The sequence below is a fragment of the Bradyrhizobium sp. JYMT SZCCT0180 genome (genome assembly GCF_018130165.1).
GTDB lineage: Bacteria > Pseudomonadota > Alphaproteobacteria > Rhizobiales > Xanthobacteraceae > Bradyrhizobium.
In genome coordinates, this window is record NZ_JAFCLZ010000020.1 from 70,543 (window position 1) to 90,528 (window position 19,986).

Sequence of the window (19,986 nt, forward strand, 5' to 3'; positions counted from 1 at the left end):
AGCGCGCCGGCGAATAAAGAAAGAGGCCGGACACGTCACGCGTCCCGCCTCTTCCTGTCTGATCCAACCGAAAGCCTAGCTGTTCTTGACGCGGTAGGTCTCGTGGCAACCGCCGCATGCCTTGCCGATCCCGGGAAAATTCGCCTTCAGTGTATCGGCATCCTTGATCTTGGCCTTGGCATCGCTCACCGCCTTGGCGAAGTCTGCGATCTTGGCATCGAAGCCGGCCTTGTCTTCCCAGATCTTGGGCGAGGCGCTGTAGTCGCCGTCGGCCTTCAGGCCCTTGGTGCTCGCCGGAAACATGGTCGGCAGGTTCTTTGCGGTATCTTCGAGCGTCTTGATCGCCCCATCGACGGCGGCCTGATCATAGGGCTTCTCGCCCTTGAACATCGGCGACAGCACGCCGCCCAAGGCCCGGCCGGTGGCCTTCATGACGTCCTGGTCCTTCTTGACCACGTCCTGCTGTGCCATAACGGCGCCGACACTGAGCAAAAGCGCTCCTGCAACCACCAAAACCCGTTTCATTCGCCATATCCCTTTGTTTATGACACAAACCAGCGCGCGGTCCCCACGGACCGCGCCCAGGCCTCATAACACCATAAACTTAGAATCATTCCAGCTGCGACAAAATATCAGAGGTTATGCCGGCGCTGTGCCTCCCGGATGGCGATCCAGACCCGCTCGGCGGTCGCCGGCATGTCGATGTGGTCGATCTCGTATTCGCGCCACAGCCCCTCGACGATCGCATTGACCACCGCCGGGCAGGAGCCGATCGCACCGGCCTCGCCCGCGCCCTTCACGCCGAGCGGATTGGTGGTGCAGGGAACGTTGTGGGTCTCGAAGTGGAAGGACGGGCCGTCGGCCGCGCGCGGCATCGCATAATCCATGAAGGTCCCGGTGACGAGCTGGCCGTCGCTGCCGAATACCGCCTGCTCCATCAGGGCCTGGCCGATCCCCTGCATCGCGCCGCCATGGACCTGGCCGGCGAGCAGCAGCGGATTGAGCGTCACCCCGAAATCGTCGACGATGACGTAGTTGACGATCTTGATGATGCCGGTGGCCGGATCGATCTCGACTTCGGCCAGATGGGTGCCGTTCGGATAGGTGCCGTCGGCCTGGTTGAAGGTCGCACTCGCATTCAGCTTTGACGGATCGACATCAGGACGTTTCGCCAGATCGGCGAAGCTCACCGAGCGGTCGGTGCCGGCGATCCGGATTCGGCCGTCGCTGATCTCGAGGTCGGCAGCGCTGGTTTCCAGTGCTTCGGCCGCGATCTCCTTCAACTTGCCGCCGAGGTCGTGGGCCGCACGCTGCACGCTGACGCCGCCGGTCGGGATCGAGGCCGAACCGCCGGTGCCAAGGCCGGTGGCAACTCTATCGGTGTCGCCCTGCACGATGTGCACGCGCTCGGGCGGCAGCCCGAACTGTTCGGCGATCAACTGCGCATAGGCGGTCTGATGGCCCTGCCCGCTCGACTGGGTGCCGATCAGGATGGTGACGTCGCCATTGGGATCGAGCGCCACATTGGCGGTCTCGTCGCCCATGGTGCCGCAGATCTCGACATAGCTTGCAAGGCCAATGCCGCGCACCAGCCCGGCCTTCTTGGCGGCCTTGGCGCGCTTGGGAAACTCCTTCCAGTTGGCGACTTCCATCGCGCGCTTCATATGCGCGGTGAAATCGCCGGAGTCGTAAACCTTGCCGGTCACGGTCTTGTATGGCAGGGCCTTCGGCGGGATGAAATTCTTGCGCCTGATCGCATCGGGCGTCATGCCGAGTTTGCGTGCGCAGGCGTCCACCAGCCGCTCGATCACGTAAGCCGCCTCGGGGCGGCCCGCACCGCGATAGGCATCGACCGGCACGGTGTTGGTGAACACGGTGCGGACACGGCAGTGGAAGGTCTGGATATCGTAGAGGCCGGGCAGCATGCCGGCGCCGCCATGCGGAATGTAGGGACCGAAGGTCGACAGATACGCGCCCATGTCGCCCATCAGGTCGACGTCCATCGCCAGGAACTTGCCGTCCTCGGCGAGCGCCATCTTCGCGACCGTAACGTTGTCGCGCCCCTGCGCGTCACCCACGAAGTGATCGGAGCGGTCGGCGGTCCATTTGATGGTCTTCTTCAGCCGTTTCGCCGCGACCGAGATCAGCGCATATTCGCGGTAAGGAAACAGCTTGGTGCCGAAGCCGCCGCCGACGTCGGGGCAGATCACGCGCATCTTTTCCAGCGGCATCTTGAGCACCATCCCGCCGATGATCTCGCGCAGGCGATGGCTGCCCTGGCTGCCAATCGTCAGCGTCAGATGATCCTTCTTGGCGTCGTATTCGGCGACCGCGGCGCGCGTTTCCATGAAGTTGGTGATGACGCGCGGATTGACGATCGACACTTCGGCGACCGCATGCGCTTTTGCAAACACAGCCTCGGTTGCCGCCTTGTCGCCGATCGGCACGTCGAACAGCAAGTTGCCGGCGTGATTGGGCCAGACCTGCGGCGCGCCTTTCTTGACGGCGTTGACGAGGCCGACCACCGCCGGCAGCGGCGTCCAGTTGACCTCGATCGCCTCGATCGCATCGCGGGCATGGTCGATGGTGTCGGCGACCACGAAGGCGATGGAATCGCCGACGTGGCGGACTTCATCCCTGGCGAGGATCGGGTACGGAGGTCCGGTAAACGGATCGACTTCGAAATTGAACAGGCAGGGCAGATCGCCGAGATCCTTGACGTCGTCGGCGATCAGGACCGCGCCGACCCCGGGCATGCCGCGGGCCTTGGTGACGTTGATGGTGAACTTCGCATGCGCATGCGGCGAGCGCAGCATCAGCGCATGCATCGCGGAAGACGGCGAGACGTCGTCAGTGTAGCGGCCCTTGCCGCGAATGAGCGCATCGTCTTCCTTGCGGCGGACGCTATGACCGACGCCGAACTTGATGGGAGCTGCCATCGTATCTCCAATAGCCTGATTGGTATTCGCGCCATATTGGCGTGGTTCGCCGGCAAGCGCAAACGGGTTTAGCCGCGGATCAGCGAGAAAATCCAGCCTCTGCCGAACAGGACGAGGATCGAAACACCATAGACAAAGATGCCGCTGACCATAAGTAACAGCAATGCGAGCTCGTCGCGGAATGAGCTCAATTGCGCGAAATAAATGTTGGCGAAATACGCGGTCAGCCAAAGGGCTGCAGCAAGCACGACGCCGGATATCGCGAACTTGGCGAGCGATCTGAGCCACTCGCGGTCCAGCTCGAGAAATCCTCTTCGCACCGCAAAACCGAGTACCAGCAGCAGATTGACCCAGGCGCCGATCGCGGTGGCGAGCGCGAGGCCGATCTGGGCGAGCGACCCCATCAGCGCGACTTTCAGGGCGACGTTGACGGCAACGCCGGTCAGCGCTGCCTTGACCGGCGTCGCGGTGTCCTTGCGGGCATAGAAGGTGGCGACCGCGCTGCGGATCATCACGAAGGGAATGAGGCCGACGGCATAAGCCGCCAGTGTCGCGCCCGCCGCCGCGGCATCGGCTTTCGAGAACGCGCCGCGCGCGAACATCGCGCGCATGATCACGTCAGGCACCGTGAGGAACGCGGCGACGAACGGTATCGAAAACAACAGCGTGAAATTGAACGCCCGCCGCTGCGCCTTGGCGGCCCCGGCATGGTCTTGCGCCGTCAACCGCCGCGACATTTCCGGTAGCAGCACCGTGCCGATCGCGATCCCGATCACGCCGATCGGCAACTGGTTGAGGCGGTCGGCATAATACAGCGCCGACAACGCGCCGGCGGCGAGAAACGTCGCGATGATGGTGTCGGCGAACAGCGCCACCTGCGTTCCCATCGAGCCGATGGTCGCCGGCCCCAGCGCGCGGAAGAAGGCGCGGACGTCGTTATCGAGCCGGGGCATGCTGAATTTCGGCAGGATGCCGTTCTTTGCCGCATCGCCCGCCAGCAGCAGGAATTCGAGGATGCCGGCGATCAGCACGCCCCACGCGGCGGCATAGCCGGCGCCCGGAAAGAACGCGGCCAGCGCCAATGTCGCCATCATCGACAGATTGAGAAAGATCGGCGCCGCCGCCGCGCTGGCAAAGCGATGCATGACGTTGAGCATGCCGCCGTAAAGCGTCACCAGCGTGATCAGCAGCAAATATGGAAAGGTGATCCGCGTCAGCGCAATCGCCAGTTCGCCGCGCGCCGGATCGTCGGAGAATCCCGGCGCCAGGAGGCCGATCACCTGCGGCATGAACAGCCACGCCAGCACGAGCAGCACGATCTGGGCGCCGAACAACAGCGTGAAGATGCGATCGGCGAACAATTTTGCCGAGGTTGCGTTCTGCCCGTGAAGATGGGCATAGGCCGGCACGAACGCGGCGTTGAAGGCGCCTTCGGCGAAGATGGCGCGAAAATGATTGGGCAGCCGCAGCGCCACGAAGAACGCGTCCGCGACCGGCCCGGCACCGAGGATCGCCGCGAGCATGATGTCGCGCGCAAAACCGGTCACGCGCGAAAGAAGCGTATAGCCGCCGACGGTGAAAATGCGCCCAAGCATGAGCCGCTTCTAGCGCATATTCGGTTCTGATTGCATCAGAACCGAGAACTATATTTGTATCGACGCGCCTTCTTCACGCGAATGCTATCGCGCCAACTCAGGCAGAAACCGCGCCGCGCACCGCTGCGATGACCCGGTCCTGCGTCGCTTCATCCAGATAGGCGTGCATCGGCAGGCTGAGCACTTCGCCGGAAAGCCTCTCGCTGACCGCCAGGCCAGCTTCGGCCACCGGGAAGTTGCGATAGGCCGTCTGCTGGTGCAACGACTTCGGATAATAGATCGCTGTCGGAATGCCCTGCGCTTTGAGCGCGCTGGCTACCTCATCGCGACCGCCGCCTGGAAGGCGAACCGTGTATTGCGCCCATACCGAGGTGCAGTTCTGCTGCACGCGAGGCACGATCACCATATTGCCCAGCCCCGCATTGTAGCGCTTGGCAACAGCGTCCCGGGCCGCGATCTCGCCGGGAAATATCTTCAGCTTTTCAATCAGGATCGCCGCCTGAATCGTATCGATTCGCGCCGTCAGCCCGAGTCTGACGTTGTCGTACTTGTCGGACCCCTGGCCGTGCACGCGTACGCTTCGCAATGTCTCCGCCAGTTCGGCATCATCGGTAAAGATCGCGCCTCCATCGCCATAGCAGCCCAGCGGCTTGGCGGGAAAGAAGCTGGTCGCGGTTGCAAGACCGAACGTCCCCAGCGGTTGTCCCTTGTACGATGCGCCAAAGCTCTGGGCAGCATCATCGAGGACGAACAATTTCTCTGCTTCGGCGACCTCGGCAAGCGCGTCATGGTCGGCCGGCTGCCCGAACAGATCGACCGGAATGATTGCCCTTGGCTTGAGTCCCATTTTCTTCGCGACAGAAATCCCGTCCTTCAACGAAGCGATGTCGATGTTGAATGTCTCTTCGTTTACGTCGACGAAAACCGGGGTCGCGCCGAGAAGTGCAACGACTTCCCCCGTCGCACAGAAGGTAAAAGACGGGCAAAACACGGCGTCGCCTGGGCCAACTTTCCTGGCGAGCAGCACCATGAGCAATGCATCCGTTCCGCTCGCGCACGCCACCACGTGCTTCGCGCCACAGTAAGCCGCGAGATCTGCCTCCAGACGGGCGACTTCCGGCCCATTGATGAATTGGCAATGCTCCAATACCCGCGCAACGGCATCGTCGATGCGGCTTCCAAGACTGCGCCGCTGCGCGACGATGTCAGTGAACGCGATGGATTGGGCTGGCATATGTTGGTTCATGTAACCCTCTTATTGATTGGTCCGACTGGCTGCCGGTCAAGATCAGCCGGCGACGCGGCGTGGACCCTTGCGCGCGGAGGAAGCCGCGGGCCGGGCCGGCGCTTCGAGGCAGCGGATCGCGATTTCGAGGCTGGCCACACCCTCGTCGCCGGTAACAGCCGGCACATTGCCTGACCGGACGGCATCGAGGAACGCGATCAGTTCGGCGCGCAGCGGCTCGTCATGGCCGACCGGCAGATGACGCATCGAATAGCTGCCGTCGGGCTTGAAGCCGAAGCACTCCGTCACCTGACGCGTGAGCAGGTCGCCCATCACATATTTGCCGCGGGTCGCGACCGTGACGTTGCGCGCCTTGAACGGCGTCAGCCAGTTGGTGTTGATATGGGCGAGCACGCCCGAGGCGGTGCGGAACTGCAGCAGCGCGATGTCCTCGCGCTCGGCGATCGCGCTGGAGAGCTGCGGCTGCACCTCGACGATGTCGGATTCGGTGAACCAGCGGATCAGGTCGATATCGTGCACGGCCAGATCGATGACGACGCCGACATTCGACATCCGCGGCGGAAACGGCCCGACCCTCGTGATGCCGATGGAAAGGATGTCCTCGCCCGAGATCGCCTGCTTGATCGCCGCGACCGCCGGATTGAAGCGCTCGACATGGCCGACCATCAGCGTGACCCCGGCGCGCTGCGCGGCGTCGACGATGTCCCGCCCCTCCTCGACCGTGGGCGCAATCGGCTTCTCGACCAGAATATGGATCTTGCGCGCGATGCAGGCGAGCGCGACCTCATGATGCAGATGGGTCGGGGCCGCGATCGTGACCGCATCGACGCCCTCGGCCAGCAATTCTTCGAGGCTTTCGAAAGCACGGCAGCCTGCGAATTCGGTGGCGCGCGCGCGGTGTTCCGGCAGCGGATCGACGATGCCGACCAGCCTGACGCCAGGCAGCCCCGCCAGCACGCGGGCATGGTTGCTGCCCATCACGCCGGCACCGATCACGCCAACGCGCAATTCAGGCGTGGCGCCGGCTTTCGTATCCGACCCGGACCCTTTGGAACTCATATTGTAGACCCCAACAAACCAATCCCCCAGTATTGCCCCGGCGGTTCTCTAGCACGCCGCCACAAATGTGGCGAACGCCATCCTCTCTATCCGGACACGTTTTGATTCAAAGAGTTACAGCCCGGAGAACACCGACAGAGGCGCATTGGCGGGGCTCATAGGGGGCTTAGGCCACCGCAATATGGAGGAATTAAGTGCTTGGCCGAGGGCTGTGGGAGCCCGTCCGGACTAACCGCCGGACAGGCTTTCCCGCAGCCGGATGACCTGAGGCCGCAACTGCTCGCAGGCGAGTTCGCGCTCGAATCGAACCACATCCTCGCGTGACTGGCTGGCGCGCAGCTTGGCCAAGGTGGCCCTCTCCTCGTCACAGCTTCGGACCTGGACAATCGGCGCGGGCTGCGCCGGCTTCGCCCCTGATGGCGCGGACTGAGCGGATTGAAGGGTTGGCGGATTAGCGGCAACCGCCGGCTCGTCCGGTTTCGTCGCCTCCTTCGCCGATTCCTTGGGCAGGCTCTCGCGCAAGCGCACGATTTGCGGGCGCAACCGCTCGCAGCCGAGGTCACGCTCCAGCGCGGCCAGATCGGCGTGCGAGGGGTTGGCGCGGATCTTGGCAAGCCTGGCTTCGTCCTTTTTGCATTCGGGTGCCGGCGCGACAGTCGCAACGGCAACCTTCGGCGGTTCCGGCGGCTTCGGGGCAGCTTCCTGTTTCGGCGCAGCCGGCGGCGGCGGCGCAATAACCACGGCCGGCGGCGGCGCAGTTTTTTCCACGATCGGCTTGCTCTGGGCAGCGATGGCCGGCGCCACATTGGCGACCGCCGACAGGCTTTCCCGCAACCGCAGGATCTGGGCACGCAATTTCTCGCAGCTCAGGCTCCGCTCCAATTCGGTGACCGCCTCGAGCGACGGGTTGCTGCGCAACTGCGCCAGCATCGCCCCGTCGCGATCACAGGGGTCGGCAAACGACGGCGCGGCCTCAGTCGGCGGCGGCAGCGTCCGGATGTCGGTCGATATGCCGGCGAGCGACGGACTGGTCGGCTCCTTCCGGTCGATGGCGGCGATCTTGGTCCGGGCCTGCTCGGCCAGCAATTGCGCAGCCTCTTCACGCAGCTTGCGTTCCCGCTCGGCCGCGAGCTTCACGCGCTGCTCTTCCTGGGCCTTTGCAGCTTCCCGCTCCTTGCGCTCTTTTTCGGCCACGAGCCGCAAGCGCTGCTCTTCCTGCGCCTGGGCGGCCTCGCGCTCCTTGCGGACTTTCTCGGCTGCCGCCTGCGCGCGAAGGGTCTCCTGCTTGCGCAGCGCCTCTTCCTGCTCGGCCAGTTTGCGCAGCGCGGCTTCGCGTTCGGCCTTGCGCTGTTCTTCCGCAAGCCTTGCCGCTTCGCGTTGCCGGGCCTCCTGGTTCTGGCGTTCGCGAATGGCGGCCTCGATGCGCTGGATGCGGTTTTGCGCCTCGGGCACGTAACTCGACGTCGAGAACTTGGCGATGAAGTCCTGCAGCACGGCGGGATCGGGCGAGTCCTTGATCTTGTCGAACGCGATCCGGTCGGTCTGGTTGAGATAGTAATTGCTCAGCAGCGACACATAGGTTTCCGGGCGCTGGCGGCCGCCGGTCTGGGCGTTGACGTCGGCGGCGACGCGGCGGAACAATTGTTCGATTTCGAGGCCGGGCTCCTTGAGCCGCTTCAGGAAGGCGCTGGTGAACGGGCTGTTGCGGCCATCGCCGTCGGCGGCGACTTCATCCGCCGCGGTGGAATAGGCCACCACCATGCCTTGGGCCTTGTCGATCTTGGCGAGCCCGCCGCGCACCGCATCGACGGCGCGGCTGTCGCCGGACTTCTTCTTGCGGCGAAGCGCGTTGACGACCGGATTGTTGCGGCACGCATCGAGGATCACGATCTTGACGCCGTCGCCGCGGTCGAGCGCGGCGCGCACGTCGTCGAGCGGCGTCATCTGGTAACGGAAGCTGATCTCGTCCTCGACTTCGGCGTCGGTCGGCATCAGGTAGTTGCGGCCCTGATACTGCACGGCATGGCCGGCGTAATAGAACAGCGCGGCGTCCGCGTCGATCGCCAGCCTCGCGAACTTGGCCATGTTCAGGTCGAGGTCGCGCTTGTTGGCGTCGATCGCCTGCAACACTTCGAAACCGACCCCGCGGAGTGCCGCGGCAACGTCCGTGGCGTCGTTCTTCGGATTGGCCAGGAACAGGCTCGCATTGCTGTAGTTCGAGTTGCCTACCACCAGCGCAACGCGCCGGTCAGCCTTCGCAACGCTGATCGAACAGGTCAGCAGCACGAGACTATACAGAGCTGCAATCCAGATCGGACGACGTGTGCTCATATCAGGCTCCGGAACTGCCCCCCTTTAGTAGTAGCGACGATATTTGCGATACTTCTTCTTTGCAGGCGGACGGCCGCTGGCGGTGACCGTGACGGTGATCGGTTCCGACAGCAAAGGCGGATCGTGCGGGATGTGGAGCTCGTCGGCCAGCAGCAATCGCAGGGTATGCTTGCCGAGCGGCAGCGTGATCTTGGCTTCGGTCTGGCCGGCGCCGAAATGCAGATGATTGAAGTCGGCTGGAATCGGCAGATCGAGGTTCGGCACGTCGGTATCGATCAACAGATGGTGGTGACCGGTGTTGACCTTCTCGAAGCCGGCGGGTGCAACGCCCATGCCGATCAGGCCGAAACGGATGACCGGCGTCGGCGTGACGTAGCCGCGGTTCTTCGGAAAGACGAAATATACCTTGGCCCCATCAGGAGATTTTTTGCGGCCCGTGCTGGCGGGTGTGGTCGTGGCGGGCGCCGCCGCCGCAGTCGACGCCGCGGGCATCGCAGCGGCCGCAACCACGCGAATCTTGATGCGCTCGGAAATCAGCGGGATCGTATTGGGAATGTGGTCCTTGTCGCCCAGCACCAGCTGCAGCGTGTGTTCGCCTTCCGGCAAGGTCACTTCGGCCTCGGTTTGCCCCGCGCCAAAATGCAGATGATTGAAGTCGCTCGGTATCGGCTGATCGAGCGACGGCAGCTCGGTGTCGATCAGCAAATGGTGGTGTCCGGCGTTCGCCTTGTCGGAGCCGGCGGGCGCGACGCCCATGCCCTTGAGGCCAAAATTCACGGTGAAGGTGGTCGGTACCGTCTGACCATCCTTAAGACCAACAAAGTAAACCGCCGCACCGGGGGGCGATGGATTAGGACCGCCAACCGGCTTTTGCTGTCCGTGGCTCGTTCCGATCGTTCCTGCCAGCATCAAAAGCGAAACAGCAATTCCGGTCGATACTTTCGAGAACACACACGCCTCCTAAAATCAGGACGGGCCGGCGGCCAAAATCTCAAATAACTCAAGAACTGTAATACGTCTGTGAAATAGTACACTGGATTTAACCTATTGAATATCGTCCCCTGCCGCGGGCCGACCACGCCCTGCGCACAAGCTCTCATCGATTTGCAGAAGGGATCAGGCGAGCGGGAGTATTATATTACCATAAAACTAACTGACGATAGCGACACTGCGACTTTTGATTTTATGGAGTGTTGCGGGCACGATGGACCACGGGCGGTGCGCAAGACGACCGGCGCAATTGAGGCCGAGGGTACGATGTTCAGATTTTTTGCTTTTTTGATATTTCTGTTCGCTGCCGGACCGGCCGCCGCCCAGTCGGCAGCGCCGCCCGAACCCGGCGAGCTGTTCCGCGACTGTCCGGATTGCCCGGAAATGGTGGTGGTGCCATCAGGCGAGTTTGACATGGGCGGCAAGGACAACCCGTACGAGGGACCGCCGCACCGGGTCACCATCGCCAAGAACTTCGCGATCGAACGGCGCGAAACCAGTTTCGCCGAGTGGGATGCGTGCGTCTCGGACGGCAAATGCAGGCACCGGCCGGACGATCGCGGCTGGGGTCGCGGCGATCAGCCGGTCATCGACGTGAGCTGGGAGGACGCCAAGGCGTTTGTTCTATGGCTGACGCAGAAGACCGGCCGCAACTACCGCCTGCCGAGCGAGGCCGAGTGGGAATATGCGGCGCGCGCCGGCACCACGACCACCTACTGGTGGGGCAAAGAAGTCGGCAAGTCGAACGCCAATTGCGACAATTGCGGCGACTCGCTGCGCCGGACGATGCGGACCGGATCCTACCGGCCAAACGGCTTCGGGCTCTACGACACATCCGGAAACGTTTACGAATGGGTCGAGGACTGCTGGAACGACAATTACAAGAATGCGCCCAAGGACGGCTCCGCCTGGACGCAAGGACAATGCCGTCAGCGCGTGCTGCGCGGCGGATCGTTCGCCAACAAGGCCAATACGGTCACGTCGGCGGCGCGTTACCGCTACGATCTCGACGTGCGCTATTTCGCCAACGGTTTTCGCGTCGTGCGGGACGTTCAGTAGTCCTTCGGTTCTGCTTCGATCAGAACCAAGTTTGCACTAGGGACGATAAACCCGCTTTCTCGATCACGCCTTTTTTTGCTCTTTGACGGTTTTCTCAGGCGCCACGATGGACTTCGTGGTCAGCCCGCTTCCCTATGGTCAGACAGCTTTGGCTAACCAGAGCATGGCGCCATTCCTCGCATTGATGCTGTGGTCGTCGATCTGCCGCTCGCGGCTGGAGCTTTCTTCCGCGGCAATATTGGTGCTTAATCCCGTCATGGCCTTCACGATCAGACAGCTCCAGTTCTTTGTCGCGGTGGCCGAGGCCGGCACGGTTTCCCATGCCGCGCAAGCGCTGTCGATCTCGCAATCGTCCGTCACCGAGGCGATCAAGGAGCTGGAGGCCGATCTCAACGTCAAGCTGTTTGAGCGTCATCCGCGCGGCCTGTCCATCACCCACAAGGGCCATCAGCTGCTGCGCCACGCGACGCGCATCCTGACTGATATCTCCGATGCACGCAGGAGCTTCTCCGAGCAAGCTTCGAACCGCGGTGGCCGCCTGCAGCTCGGCGTTACCTCGCTCGTCGCCGGCTACGTGCTCTCGGATCTTCTGGCGCGCTATCGCCGTGCGTTTCCGTCGGTCGAGGTCCACGCCATCGAAGACAACGGCGACTACCTCGAGCACCTCCTGATCGGCGGCGAGCTGGATGTTGCCGTCATGGTGGTGTCCAACCTGCGCGACCGCCTCGCCATCGACGCCGAGATCGTCGAAGTCTCGCCCTATCGTTTGTGGCTGCCGCTCGGACATCCACTTGCAAGCGCCGACAGCATCGCGCTTGCAGACATTATCTCCGAGCCCCTTATCATGCTGACAATCGATGAGGTGGAGGAGAATACGGGCAAACTGCTCGCCGCATTCGGAAGCCGCCCCAAGGTTGCTTTCCGCACGCGATCCGTCGAGGCGGTGCGCAGCCTGGTCGCCACGGGCGCCGGACTCGCACTGCTGCCCGATCTTGTCTACCGGCCCTGGTCTCTGGAAGGCGATCGCATCGAGTCGCGCGACGTCTCCGGCTCCCTGCCGGTCGTTCAAATCGGCATGACGTGGCGGCGCGGGTCAGGTCTCACGCAAAACGCGCGCGATTTCATAGGTATAGCGCAGGGCCAGCGCGGCGCACGGCAGCGACCATGACGGCGCGTTATCGGAAAAAGCGAAACCGGCCCCCTGATAAATGAATTTGCGAAAGGTTCCATTTGCCGACACGCTCCGTGCGAGGACCGTGCTGCCTCGAGAATGCAGCCGCCTGGACCTGGGAGGTGTTGATGAAGTCGAAACTCGCATTGCTGAGTGGCGTTACGTTGGCGCTGGCGTTTGCAAATCCGTCCGCGGCGCAAATCAAGGAAATCGGGAAGGCCGAAGGGCAACTCACCATCGTCGCCTGGCCGGGCTATATCGAGCGCGGCGAGACTGACAAGAAGTTCGACTGGGTTACAAAATTCGAACAAGCTTCCGGTTGCAAGGTCAATGTAAAGACCGCCAACACCTCCGACGAGATGGTGGCGTTGATGAATGAAGGCGGCTTCGACCTCGTGACCGCATCCGGCGACGCCTCATTGCGGCTCGTTGCCGGCAAGCGGGTGCAACCGATCAATATCAGCCTCATCAAGAGCTGGGGAACGGTCGACGATCGCCTCAAGAAGGCGCCTTGGCATACTGTCGACGGCGTGCACTACGGCGTTCCCTACATGTGGGGGCCGAACGTTCTGATGTACAGCACCAAAGTCTTCAAGGACCCGCCGAAGAGCTGGAAGGTGGTATTCGAGGAGATGGCGCTGCCGGATGGCAAACCGAACAAGGGGCGCGTTCAGGCCTATGACGGCCCCATCCACATTGCAGACGCGGCGCTCTATCTCATGACGCACAAGCCCGATCTTGGCATCAAGAGCCCTTATGAGCTGAACGAAGCGCAGTACAAGGCCTCGCTCGAACTCTTGCGCGCACAGCGCAAGCTGGTCGGCCGGTATTGGCACGATGCCTTCATCCAAATCGACGATTTCAAGAACGAAGGCGTTGTCGCGTCGGGCTCGTGGCCATTCCAGGTCAACCTGCTCAAGAGCCAGAATCAACCAATCGCATCGTCGATCCCGGACGAGGGTGTCACCGGGTGGGCCGACACGACCATGATGCACGTCGACTCACGTAATCCGAACTGCTCATACATGTGGATTGAGCATTCGCTTGCATCCAACCTGCAGAGCGACCTCTCGGCCTGGTTCGGAGCCAATCCGGCGGTTCCGGCGGCGTGCACGGACGGACGCGGAATGCAGACCAAAGAGGGCTGCTCGACAAACGGCTTCGACAACTTCTCGAAGGTTCGCTTCTGGACGACGCCAACAACGAAATGCGCGACGCAGGACGACAAGTGCGTGCCCTACTACCGCTGGGTCTCGGACTACATCGGCGTCATCGGAGGGCGTTGAAGCCTGATGCCGCGGTGCTCCGCGGCAAAGGTGGCCAGGCGCGACGAACCCTCAAGGGTTGCCGCGACTGGCCACGAGATCACAAGCGCGTGCTGGCCACCGACGGGCGCCATAGGCCGAGCGCCGGATCATACAAGCAACGCGGGCAAAGCATGATCGCCGCCGTTTCATTCGAGAAGGTATCGCGCCATTTCGGCAGCGTTAAAGCGGTCGACCAGGTCGACCTGGAGGTACAGCCCGGTGAGTTCTTCGCCATGCTCGGGCCATCCGGGTCGGGTAAAACCACCTGTCTTCGCCTCATCGCTGGTTTCGAACAGCCAACCGCGGGCGCCATTTCGATCTTCGGCGAACGCGCCGAGGGCGTTCCGCCGTATCGGCGCAACGTCAACACCGTGTTCCAGGACTACGCACTGTTCCCGCATATGAATGTGCTGGACAATGTGGCCTACGGACTGAAGGTGAAAGGTGTCTCCAAGACAGAGCGGATACGGATTGCGGAGGACGCGCTGGCGCTCGTCCGCCTGCCGGGCTACGGCACACGTAAGCCTGGGCAGCTTTCCGGAGGGCAACGCCAGCGCGTTGCACTCGCGCGTGCGCTCATCAACCGACCCAAGGTGCTGCTGCTGGACGAACCGCTTGGCGCGCTCGACCTGAAACTGCGCGAGAACATGCAGGAAGAGCTGAAGGCACTGCAGAAATCGCTCGGGATCACTTTCATCTTCGTGACGCATGACCAGGGCGAAGCTCTGTCGATGGCGGATCGCGTCGCAGTCTTCAACGATGGCCGCATCATGCAAGTGGGCACGCCGCAGGACATCTACACTCGCCCGGCTTCCCGGTTCGTGGCCGATTTCGTCGGCTCCTCCAATGTTGTGCCTCCGGACTTCGTCAAACGGCATTGCCAGCGTGACGGCTGGGGAAGCCTAAGGCCGGAGGCGATCCGCGTGAGCACCCAGACCAACGGCACAGGCATCCCGGCGCGCGTGGTGTCGGTGAGCTATATCGGCGCGGCGACGCGCCTCGGATTGGACGCGGAAGGATTGCGGCTGCATGCGACGGTACCGGCCGGCGTGACCGTGCCAGAGCAGGGAGCGGACGTCGTCCTTTCCTTTGGCGCCAACGCACTCCATGTGATGGAGGCCGACGCATGAGCGATTCGGTTGCGCTGAGCGATCGGAGCCCGCCGGCGGTTCTCGCCGCGCGCAACGGCGTGCTGGGCGCCCTGTCCGATCTGTTCTGGCGCAAGCCGAAGCTGCTGCTGTTTCTCATGCTTCTGCCGCCGGTTCTGTGGCTCGGCATTGTCTACCTCGGCTCGCTGTTTGCGCTTCTGCTGCAGAGCTTCTTCGCGATCGATGAATATTCGGGGATGATCAAGCGTGAGTTCACGCTGAAAACCTACGGCGAACTGCTGCAGCCCTCCAACCTGGACATCATGATTCGTACCGTCGTGATGGCCACGCTGGTGACGATCGCGTCCGCCGTCGTCGCGTTTCCAATCGCCTACTATGCGGCCCGGTACGCCCGCGGCAAGTGGAAGGCATTGTTCTATCTCGGAATCATGCTGCCGCTGTGGTCGAGCTATCTGGTCAAGATCTATGCCTGGAAACTCATCCTCGCCAAGGAAGGCATTCTCAACTGGGCTCTTGCAAAGCTGCACCTGACGGGCCTGCTCGAGGCCTGGCTGGCGCTGCCGATCGTCGGCGGCAACTCGTTGTCGGTGTCGTCCACGGGCACGTTCATCGTTTTCGTCTATGTCTGGCTGCCTTTCATGATCTTGCCAATCCAGGCGTCAATTGAGCGCATTCCCGTGAGCCTCATCGAGGCGTCGGCCGATCTGGGAGCCTCGCCAGGGCGTAGTTTCTGGAACGTGATCTTCCCGCTGGCGTTGCCGGGCGTCGCCGCAGGATCGATCTTTACGTTCTCTCTGACGCTTGGCGACTATATCATTCCGAAAATCATCGGCACCTCGCACCTGTTCATCGGACAGGCTGTCTACGCCCATCAGGGAACAGCCGGAAACATCCCGCTCGCCGCCGCATTCACTGTCGTGCCGATCGTGGTCATGGGCCTCTATCTGTGGATGGCCAAGCGCATGGGGGCGTTCGATGCGATCTGATCGCGAAGCATCCGCGCCGTTCGGGCTGAAGGTGGCGACCGCCTGCGGCCTTCTGTTCTTGCACATGCCGATTCTCCTGATCTTTGTGTACGCATTCACCACTGAAGACAAAACCTACCAATGGCCGCCGCCCGGCTTTACGACACAGTGGCTCGGGGTAACCTGGAATCGGCCCGACGTTTGGGAGGCGCTGACGGTGTCCGTGAAAGTCGCGGCGATCGCAACCCTGATCGCGATCGTGCTCGGAACATTGTGCGCTGCTGCGGTGAGCGGCTCGCGCTTTTTCGGCCGCGAGGTCATATCACTCCTCATCATCCTGCCGATCGCGTTGCCCGGCATCATCACCGGTATCTCGTTGCGGTCGGCCTTCTCGCTGATGGATATTCCGTTCTCAACGTGGACCATCGTGCTCGGCCACGCCACGTTCTGCGTGGTCGTCGTCTACAATAACGCGGTCGCGCGCTTCCGCCGCACGTCCGGCTCGCTGATCGAGGCATCGTACGATCTCGGCGCCGACGGCTTTCAGACGTTCCGCCATGTCGTTCTGCCGAATATCGGTACGGCGCTGCTCGCGGGCGGGATGTTGGCCTTTGCGCTGTCGTTTGACGAGGTGATTGTCACCACCTTCACGGCTGGGCAGCAACAGACACTGCCGATTTGGATGCTGGAAGAACTCGTGCGGCCGCGTCAGCGGCCGGTCACGAACGTGGTGGCGATGGTTGTGGTGCTCGTGACGCTGATCCCGATCGTCGCCGCCTACTACGTGACGCGCGAGGGCGATCAAGTCTCGGGCGCGGGCAAATAAAAAATGCAGAAAGGAGACTGGGCCATGGATATGTCGATGCTGATCGGCTCGAAGCTCGAAAAGGGAGCCGAAACCGAAGAGCCGATCTTCAATCCGCGCACCGGAGAGATTGTGCTGCAGATGCCCGAGGCCTCGCTGCAGCAGATCGAGGCCGCAATCCTTTCCGCCGAGAAAGCGTTTGCGACCTGGTCGCGCACGACACCTGCACAGCGATCGGCCTATCTCTTGCGCATCGCCGACCGTATCGAGGCGGAGGCTAGCGAGTTTGCCAAGCTCGAGGCGCTCAACTGCGGCAAACCGATCAACGCCGTGCTCAACGACGAACTGCCCGCGATCGTCGACTGCTACCGGTTCTTCGCCGGCGCAGTCCGTACCATGCCCGGGGCAATCGCCGGAGAATATCTCCCAGGCTTCACGTCGATGATCCGCCGCGACCCGATCGGCATCGTCGCATCCATCGCGCCGTGGAATTATCCGCTGATGATGATGGCCTGGAAGCTCGCGCCAGCCATCGCCGGAGGCAATACGGTGGTGTTCAAGCCCTCCGAGCAGACGCCGCTGACAGCGCTCAAACTAGCCAAAGTCCTGGCAGACATCTTGCCCGAAGGTGTGGTCAACGTCGTGCTCGGGCGCGGCGAGACGGTCGGCAACGCGCTGATCAACCACCCCAAGGTCAACATGATCTCGATCACGGGCGACGTCGCAACCGGCAAGAAGGTGTTGCAGGCGGCGGCAAAGTCGGTGAAGCGCACACATCTGGAGCTTGGCGGCAAAGCCCCCGTCATCGTTTTCGACGATGCCGATCTCGCGGCGGTGGTGACCGGATTGCGCGCCTTCGGCTACTACAATGCCGGCCAGGATTGCACAGCCGCCTGCCGCATCTATGCCGGCAAGGGGATTTACGACAAGCTGGTTGCGGATCTCTCGTCTGCCGTTTCAACGATCAAGTACGATCGCGCGGACGACACCGAAAACGAGATTGGCCCCTTGATCTCTCAGCGTCAGCTCTATCGTGTCGCAAGCTTTGTCGAGCGTGCGTCGGAACTCAAACATGTCGCCATCACGACCGGCGGCAAGGTCGGTGGGGGCAACGGCTTCTACTACCAGCCGACCGTCGTCGCGGGCGCACTGCAAAACGACGAGATCGTGCGGCGTGAAGTCTTTGGGCCGGTGGTGTCGGTGACGCGGTTCACAGAAGTCGATGATGCGGTCGCTTGGGCCAATGACAGCGACTATGGGCTGGCCTCGTCGGTATGGACGAAGGACGTGGGACGCGCAATGGCGACGGCGGCTCGGCTGCAATATGGCTGCACCTGGATCAACACACATTTCATGCTGACCAACGAGATGCCGCATGGCGGGGTCAAACAGTCGGGTTACGGCAAGGACATGTCGCTCTACGCATTGGAAGACTACACGGCCGTGCGCCATGTAATGGTCGCGCACGGGTAGTGGCACGGGTTGTTTTGCCTTGGATCCGCACCACCGCCTGGTGGCGGCCGTGTTCCTGATGGCAGACTGGCCTGGGCTGTGATGCCGGCATCGATGACCAATGCGGCGGTCTCCGCGCGCAAGGGGAATGCGATCTCGCGAGCTGTCGTCCTCCCGCCTAGACTACGTGCGCTGATAGTCATCCTCGATGCGGATGATGTCATCCTCGCCGAAATAGCTGCCGGTCTGCACCTCGATCAGCTCCAGCTGGATCTTGCCGGGATTCTCCAGCCGGTGCACCGCGCCGATCGGGATGTAGATCGATTCGTTCTCGTGCACGGTCTTGACCAGTTCGTTGACGGTGACGCGCGCGGCGCCCCGCACCACGATCCAGTGCTCGGAACGGTGATGGTGCTTCTGCAGCGAGAGCCGCCCGCCCGGCTTGACGATGATGCGCTTGACCTGGTGACGCTCGCCATTGTCGACCGACTGATAGGAGCCCCAGGGCCGGTGCACCTTGATATGGTCCTCGGTCACTTGCGGCGCCACGTTCTTCAATGTCGCGACCAGCCGCTTCAATCCGTTGGCGTCCTTTTGCCTGGACACCAGCACCGCGTCCTGCGTTGCGACCACCACGAGGTCATCGACGCCTTCGAGCGCGACCAGCGCACGGTCGGTCGTCACGTTGCAATTGCGTGAATCCTCGAACACGGCGGCGCCGCGCGCGGCATTGCCCTGCCCGTCCTTGTCGGACAATTCCCACACCGCATGCCAGGAGCCGACATCGGACCAGCCGCAGGCGACCGGCACCACGGCGGTACGCGAGGTCTTCTCCATCACCGCATAGTCGATCGAGATCGACTTGGCGGAAGCGAACGTATCGGTATCGAGCTTGATGAAGCCGAGGTCGCTGCCGGCGTTGGCGACGGAATCGGCGACGGCCTGAACGCTGGCGGTATCGACCTTGCGGTACTCGTCGAGCAGCACCGCGGCGCGGAACATGAAATTGCCGCTGTTCCAGAGGTAGCCCGATTTGACATAGCCCGCCGCCGTTTCCGCGTCGGGCTTCTCGACGAATTTTGCGACCGCGCGAACCTGTCCCGAGATGACATCGCCGGGGCTGATGTAGCCGTATTCGGTGGCGGGACGCTCGGGCTGCACGCCGAAGGTCACGATGTGCCCGGCTTGCGCAGCGTTAAGCCCCTCGCGGCAGGCGGCGACGAAGGCTGCGGTGTCGCGCACGACGTGATCGGCCGCCAGCGCCAGAATGATCGCATCCTTGTCGCGCGTCTGCGCGAAGGCGGCGCCGGCCGCGATCGCAGGCCCGGAATCGCGCCGCATCGGCTCCAGCAGCACGTCGGCCTCCAGGCCGATCTCCGCCAGTTGCTCGAGCACCATGAAGCGATAGGCGTTGTTGGTAATGATGACAGGACGCTCGAACAGCGCCGCGTCGGAAACCCGTATCAAGGTGTCCTGGAACGTCGAGCGCGTTCCGAACAGCGGCAGGAATTGCTTGGGGTGAACCTCGCGCGAGGCCGGCCACAGCCGGGTCCCGGCGCCGCCGCACATGATCAGGGGAATGATTCGTCGGTTCATCGGTGCCTCAAGCTTCGTAGTGGTCGCGATACCAGGCGACAAATTTGGCTATACCGTCTTCGATCGATGTCTGCGGCCGAAAATCGACGTCGCGCATGAGATCGTCGATATCGGCATAGGTCGCCAGCACATCTCCGGGCTGCGTCGGTAACATCTCTTTTGTCGCCGCGCGGCGCATCGCCTTCTCCAGAACCGCCACGACGAGCAAGAGGCCTTCCGGCCGGTTGTTGCCGATATTGTAGATTCGCACAGGCGCGCCGCCGACCTCGGCATTCCCGGGCACGTAATCGATCAGCCGCAATATGCCATGCGTCACTCGTCGACATAGGTCAAGTCGCGCTGCATCTTGCCATGGTTAAAGA

At 62.6% G+C, this 19,986-nt stretch carries 17 protein-coding genes; 7 read left to right on the forward strand and 10 right to left on the reverse strand.

Annotated elements, in window-relative coordinates; all coding sequences use genetic code 11:
* Nucleotides 1-75: 75 nt before the first annotated feature.
* From JQ641_RS27100 to JQ641_RS27130, 7 genes are all read right to left on the reverse strand, one after another.
* Nucleotides 76-525, reverse strand: a complete 450-nt coding sequence (locus JQ641_RS27100; protein ID WP_211998934.1) for a c-type cytochrome — start codon at nt 523-525, stop codon at nt 76-78.
* 107 nt (nt 526-632) lie between these two features.
* The gene (locus JQ641_RS27105; RefSeq protein ID WP_211998935.1) at nt 633-2,939 is read right to left on the reverse strand and encodes a xanthine dehydrogenase family protein molybdopterin-binding subunit; all 2,307 of its coding nucleotides are present in this window, start codon (nt 2,937-2,939) and stop codon (nt 633-635) included.
* A gap of 68 nt (nt 2,940-3,007) precedes the next feature.
* Nucleotides 3,008-4,534 (reverse strand): murein biosynthesis integral membrane protein MurJ, encoded by a 1,527-nt coding sequence (murJ, locus tag JQ641_RS27110; RefSeq protein WP_211998936.1) that lies wholly within the window; start codon nt 4,532-4,534, stop codon nt 3,008-3,010.
* 97 nt (nt 4,535-4,631) lie between these two features.
* The gene (locus tag JQ641_RS27115; protein WP_211998937.1) at nt 4,632-5,780 is read right to left on the reverse strand and encodes a DegT/DnrJ/EryC1/StrS family aminotransferase; all 1,149 of its coding nucleotides are present in this window, start codon (nt 5,778-5,780) and stop codon (nt 4,632-4,634) included.
* A 42-nt stretch (nt 5,781-5,822) separates the two neighbouring features.
* Complete coding sequence (locus JQ641_RS27120) at nt 5,823-6,839, reverse strand: Gfo/Idh/MocA family protein (RefSeq protein ID WP_211998938.1); 1,017 nt, start codon at nt 6,837-6,839, stop codon at nt 5,823-5,825.
* Between the two features lie 228 nt (nt 6,840-7,067).
* Nucleotides 7,068-9,170, reverse strand: coding sequence for a caspase family protein (locus tag JQ641_RS27125; RefSeq protein ID WP_211998939.1), 2,103 nt, complete (start codon nt 9,168-9,170; stop codon nt 7,068-7,070).
* Nucleotides 9,171-9,194: 24 nt separating this feature from the next.
* On the reverse strand, nt 9,195-10,121 hold the full coding sequence (locus tag JQ641_RS27130) for a DUF4399 domain-containing protein (RefSeq protein ID WP_349628628.1): 927 nt from the start codon (nt 10,119-10,121) through the stop codon (nt 9,195-9,197).
* A gap of 306 nt (nt 10,122-10,427) precedes the next feature.
* Between JQ641_RS27130 and JQ641_RS27135 the strand changes: the two genes are divergently transcribed.
* Nucleotides 10,428-11,219: a formylglycine-generating enzyme family protein gene (locus tag JQ641_RS27135; protein ID WP_249150734.1), complete on the forward strand. Its 792-nt coding sequence runs from the start codon at nt 10,428-10,430 to the stop codon at nt 11,217-11,219.
* A gap of 138 nt (nt 11,220-11,357) precedes the next feature.
* Here the strand turns inward: JQ641_RS27135 and JQ641_RS38530 are convergent, their stop codons facing one another.
* Entirely contained in the window at nt 11,358-11,486 is a 129-nt protein-coding gene (locus JQ641_RS38530; protein ID WP_283815222.1) for a hypothetical protein, read from the reverse strand.
* Here JQ641_RS38530 and JQ641_RS27140 point away from each other — a divergent pair.
* The 6 genes from JQ641_RS27140 to JQ641_RS27165 all read left to right on the forward strand — a co-directional run bounded on the left by JQ641_RS27140 (nt 11,476) and on the right by JQ641_RS27165 (nt 18,049).
* A complete protein-coding gene (locus JQ641_RS27140) occupies nt 11,476-12,387 on the forward strand; it encodes a LysR family transcriptional regulator (protein WP_211998940.1) in 912 nt (303 codons plus the stop codon). The two genes, JQ641_RS38530 and JQ641_RS27140, sit on opposite strands and share 11 nt — an antisense overlap.
* 131 nt (nt 12,388-12,518) lie before the next feature.
* On the forward strand, nt 12,519-13,676 hold the full coding sequence (locus JQ641_RS27145; protein ID WP_211998941.1) for an ABC transporter substrate-binding protein: 1,158 nt from the start codon (nt 12,519-12,521) through the stop codon (nt 13,674-13,676).
* Between the two features lie 152 nt (nt 13,677-13,828).
* Complete coding sequence (locus JQ641_RS27150) at nt 13,829-14,827, forward strand: ABC transporter ATP-binding protein (RefSeq protein ID WP_211999018.1); 999 nt, start codon at nt 13,829-13,831, stop codon at nt 14,825-14,827.
* Nucleotides 14,824-15,792, forward strand: coding sequence for an ABC transporter permease (locus JQ641_RS27155; protein WP_211998942.1), 969 nt, complete (start codon nt 14,824-14,826; stop codon nt 15,790-15,792). The genes JQ641_RS27150 and JQ641_RS27155 overlap by 4 nt, the downstream gene beginning before the upstream one ends.
* Nucleotides 15,782-16,597 carry an ABC transporter permease gene (locus JQ641_RS27160; protein ID WP_211998943.1) on the forward strand — a complete coding sequence of 272 codons (816 nt, stop codon included), beginning with the start codon at nt 15,782-15,784 and terminating at the stop codon, nt 16,595-16,597. The genes JQ641_RS27155 and JQ641_RS27160 overlap by 11 nt, the downstream gene beginning before the upstream one ends.
* Before the next feature lie 24 nt (nt 16,598-16,621).
* Nucleotides 16,622-18,049: a gamma-aminobutyraldehyde dehydrogenase gene (locus tag JQ641_RS27165; RefSeq protein ID WP_211998944.1), complete on the forward strand. Its 1,428-nt coding sequence runs from the start codon at nt 16,622-16,624 to the stop codon at nt 18,047-18,049.
* 162 nt (nt 18,050-18,211) lie between these two features.
* Here JQ641_RS27165 and JQ641_RS27170 read toward each other — a convergent pair whose 3' ends face one another.
* Both JQ641_RS27170 and JQ641_RS38760 read right to left on the reverse strand, forming a co-directional pair.
* Entirely contained in the window at nt 18,212-19,624 is a 1,413-nt protein-coding gene (locus tag JQ641_RS27170) for a mannose-1-phosphate guanylyltransferase/mannose-6-phosphate isomerase (protein WP_211998945.1), read from the reverse strand.
* A 7-nt stretch (nt 19,625-19,631) separates the two neighbouring features.
* Complete coding sequence (locus JQ641_RS38760) at nt 19,632-19,925, reverse strand: Rossmann-fold NAD(P)-binding domain-containing protein (protein ID WP_211998946.1); 294 nt, start codon at nt 19,923-19,925, stop codon at nt 19,632-19,634.
* Nucleotides 19,926-19,986 lie beyond the last annotated feature (61 nt).

Excerpts from the sequence above, each read along its gene's own strand:
- JQ641_RS27100 (WP_211998934.1), bottom strand. The coding sequence starts at position 525 with ATGAAACGGGTTTTGGTGGTTGCAGGAGCGCTTTTGCTCAGTGTCGGC.
- JQ641_RS27105 (WP_211998935.1), bottom strand. The coding sequence starts at position 2,939 with ATGGCAGCTCCCATCAAGTTCGGCGTCGGTCATAGCGTCCGCCGCAAG.
- murJ (WP_211998936.1), bottom strand. The coding sequence starts at position 4,534 with ATGCTTGGGCGCATTTTCACCGTCGGCGGCTATACGCTTCTTTCGCGC.
- JQ641_RS27115 (WP_211998937.1), bottom strand. The coding sequence starts at position 5,780 with ATGAACCAACATATGCCAGCCCAATCCATCGCGTTCACTGACATCGTC.
- JQ641_RS27120 (WP_211998938.1), bottom strand. The coding sequence starts at position 6,839 with ATGAGTTCCAAAGGGTCCGGGTCGGATACGAAAGCCGGCGCCACGCCT.
- JQ641_RS27125 (WP_211998939.1), bottom strand. The coding sequence starts at position 9,170 with ATGAGCACACGTCGTCCGATCTGGATTGCAGCTCTGTATAGTCTCGTG.
- JQ641_RS27135 (WP_249150734.1), top strand. The coding sequence starts at position 10,428 with ATGTTCAGATTTTTTGCTTTTTTGATATTTCTGTTCGCTGCCGGACCG.
- JQ641_RS27140 (WP_211998940.1), top strand. The coding sequence starts at position 11,476 with ATGGCCTTCACGATCAGACAGCTCCAGTTCTTTGTCGCGGTGGCCGAG.
- JQ641_RS27145 (WP_211998941.1), top strand. The coding sequence starts at position 12,519 with ATGAAGTCGAAACTCGCATTGCTGAGTGGCGTTACGTTGGCGCTGGCG.
- JQ641_RS27150 (WP_211999018.1), top strand. The coding sequence starts at position 13,829 with ATGATCGCCGCCGTTTCATTCGAGAAGGTATCGCGCCATTTCGGCAGC.
- JQ641_RS27155 (WP_211998942.1), top strand. The coding sequence starts at position 14,824 with ATGAGCGATTCGGTTGCGCTGAGCGATCGGAGCCCGCCGGCGGTTCTC.
- JQ641_RS27160 (WP_211998943.1), top strand. The coding sequence starts at position 15,782 with ATGCGATCTGATCGCGAAGCATCCGCGCCGTTCGGGCTGAAGGTGGCG.
- JQ641_RS27165 (WP_211998944.1), top strand. The coding sequence starts at position 16,622 with ATGGATATGTCGATGCTGATCGGCTCGAAGCTCGAAAAGGGAGCCGAA.
- JQ641_RS27170 (WP_211998945.1), bottom strand. The coding sequence starts at position 19,624 with ATGAACCGACGAATCATTCCCCTGATCATGTGCGGCGGCGCCGGGACC.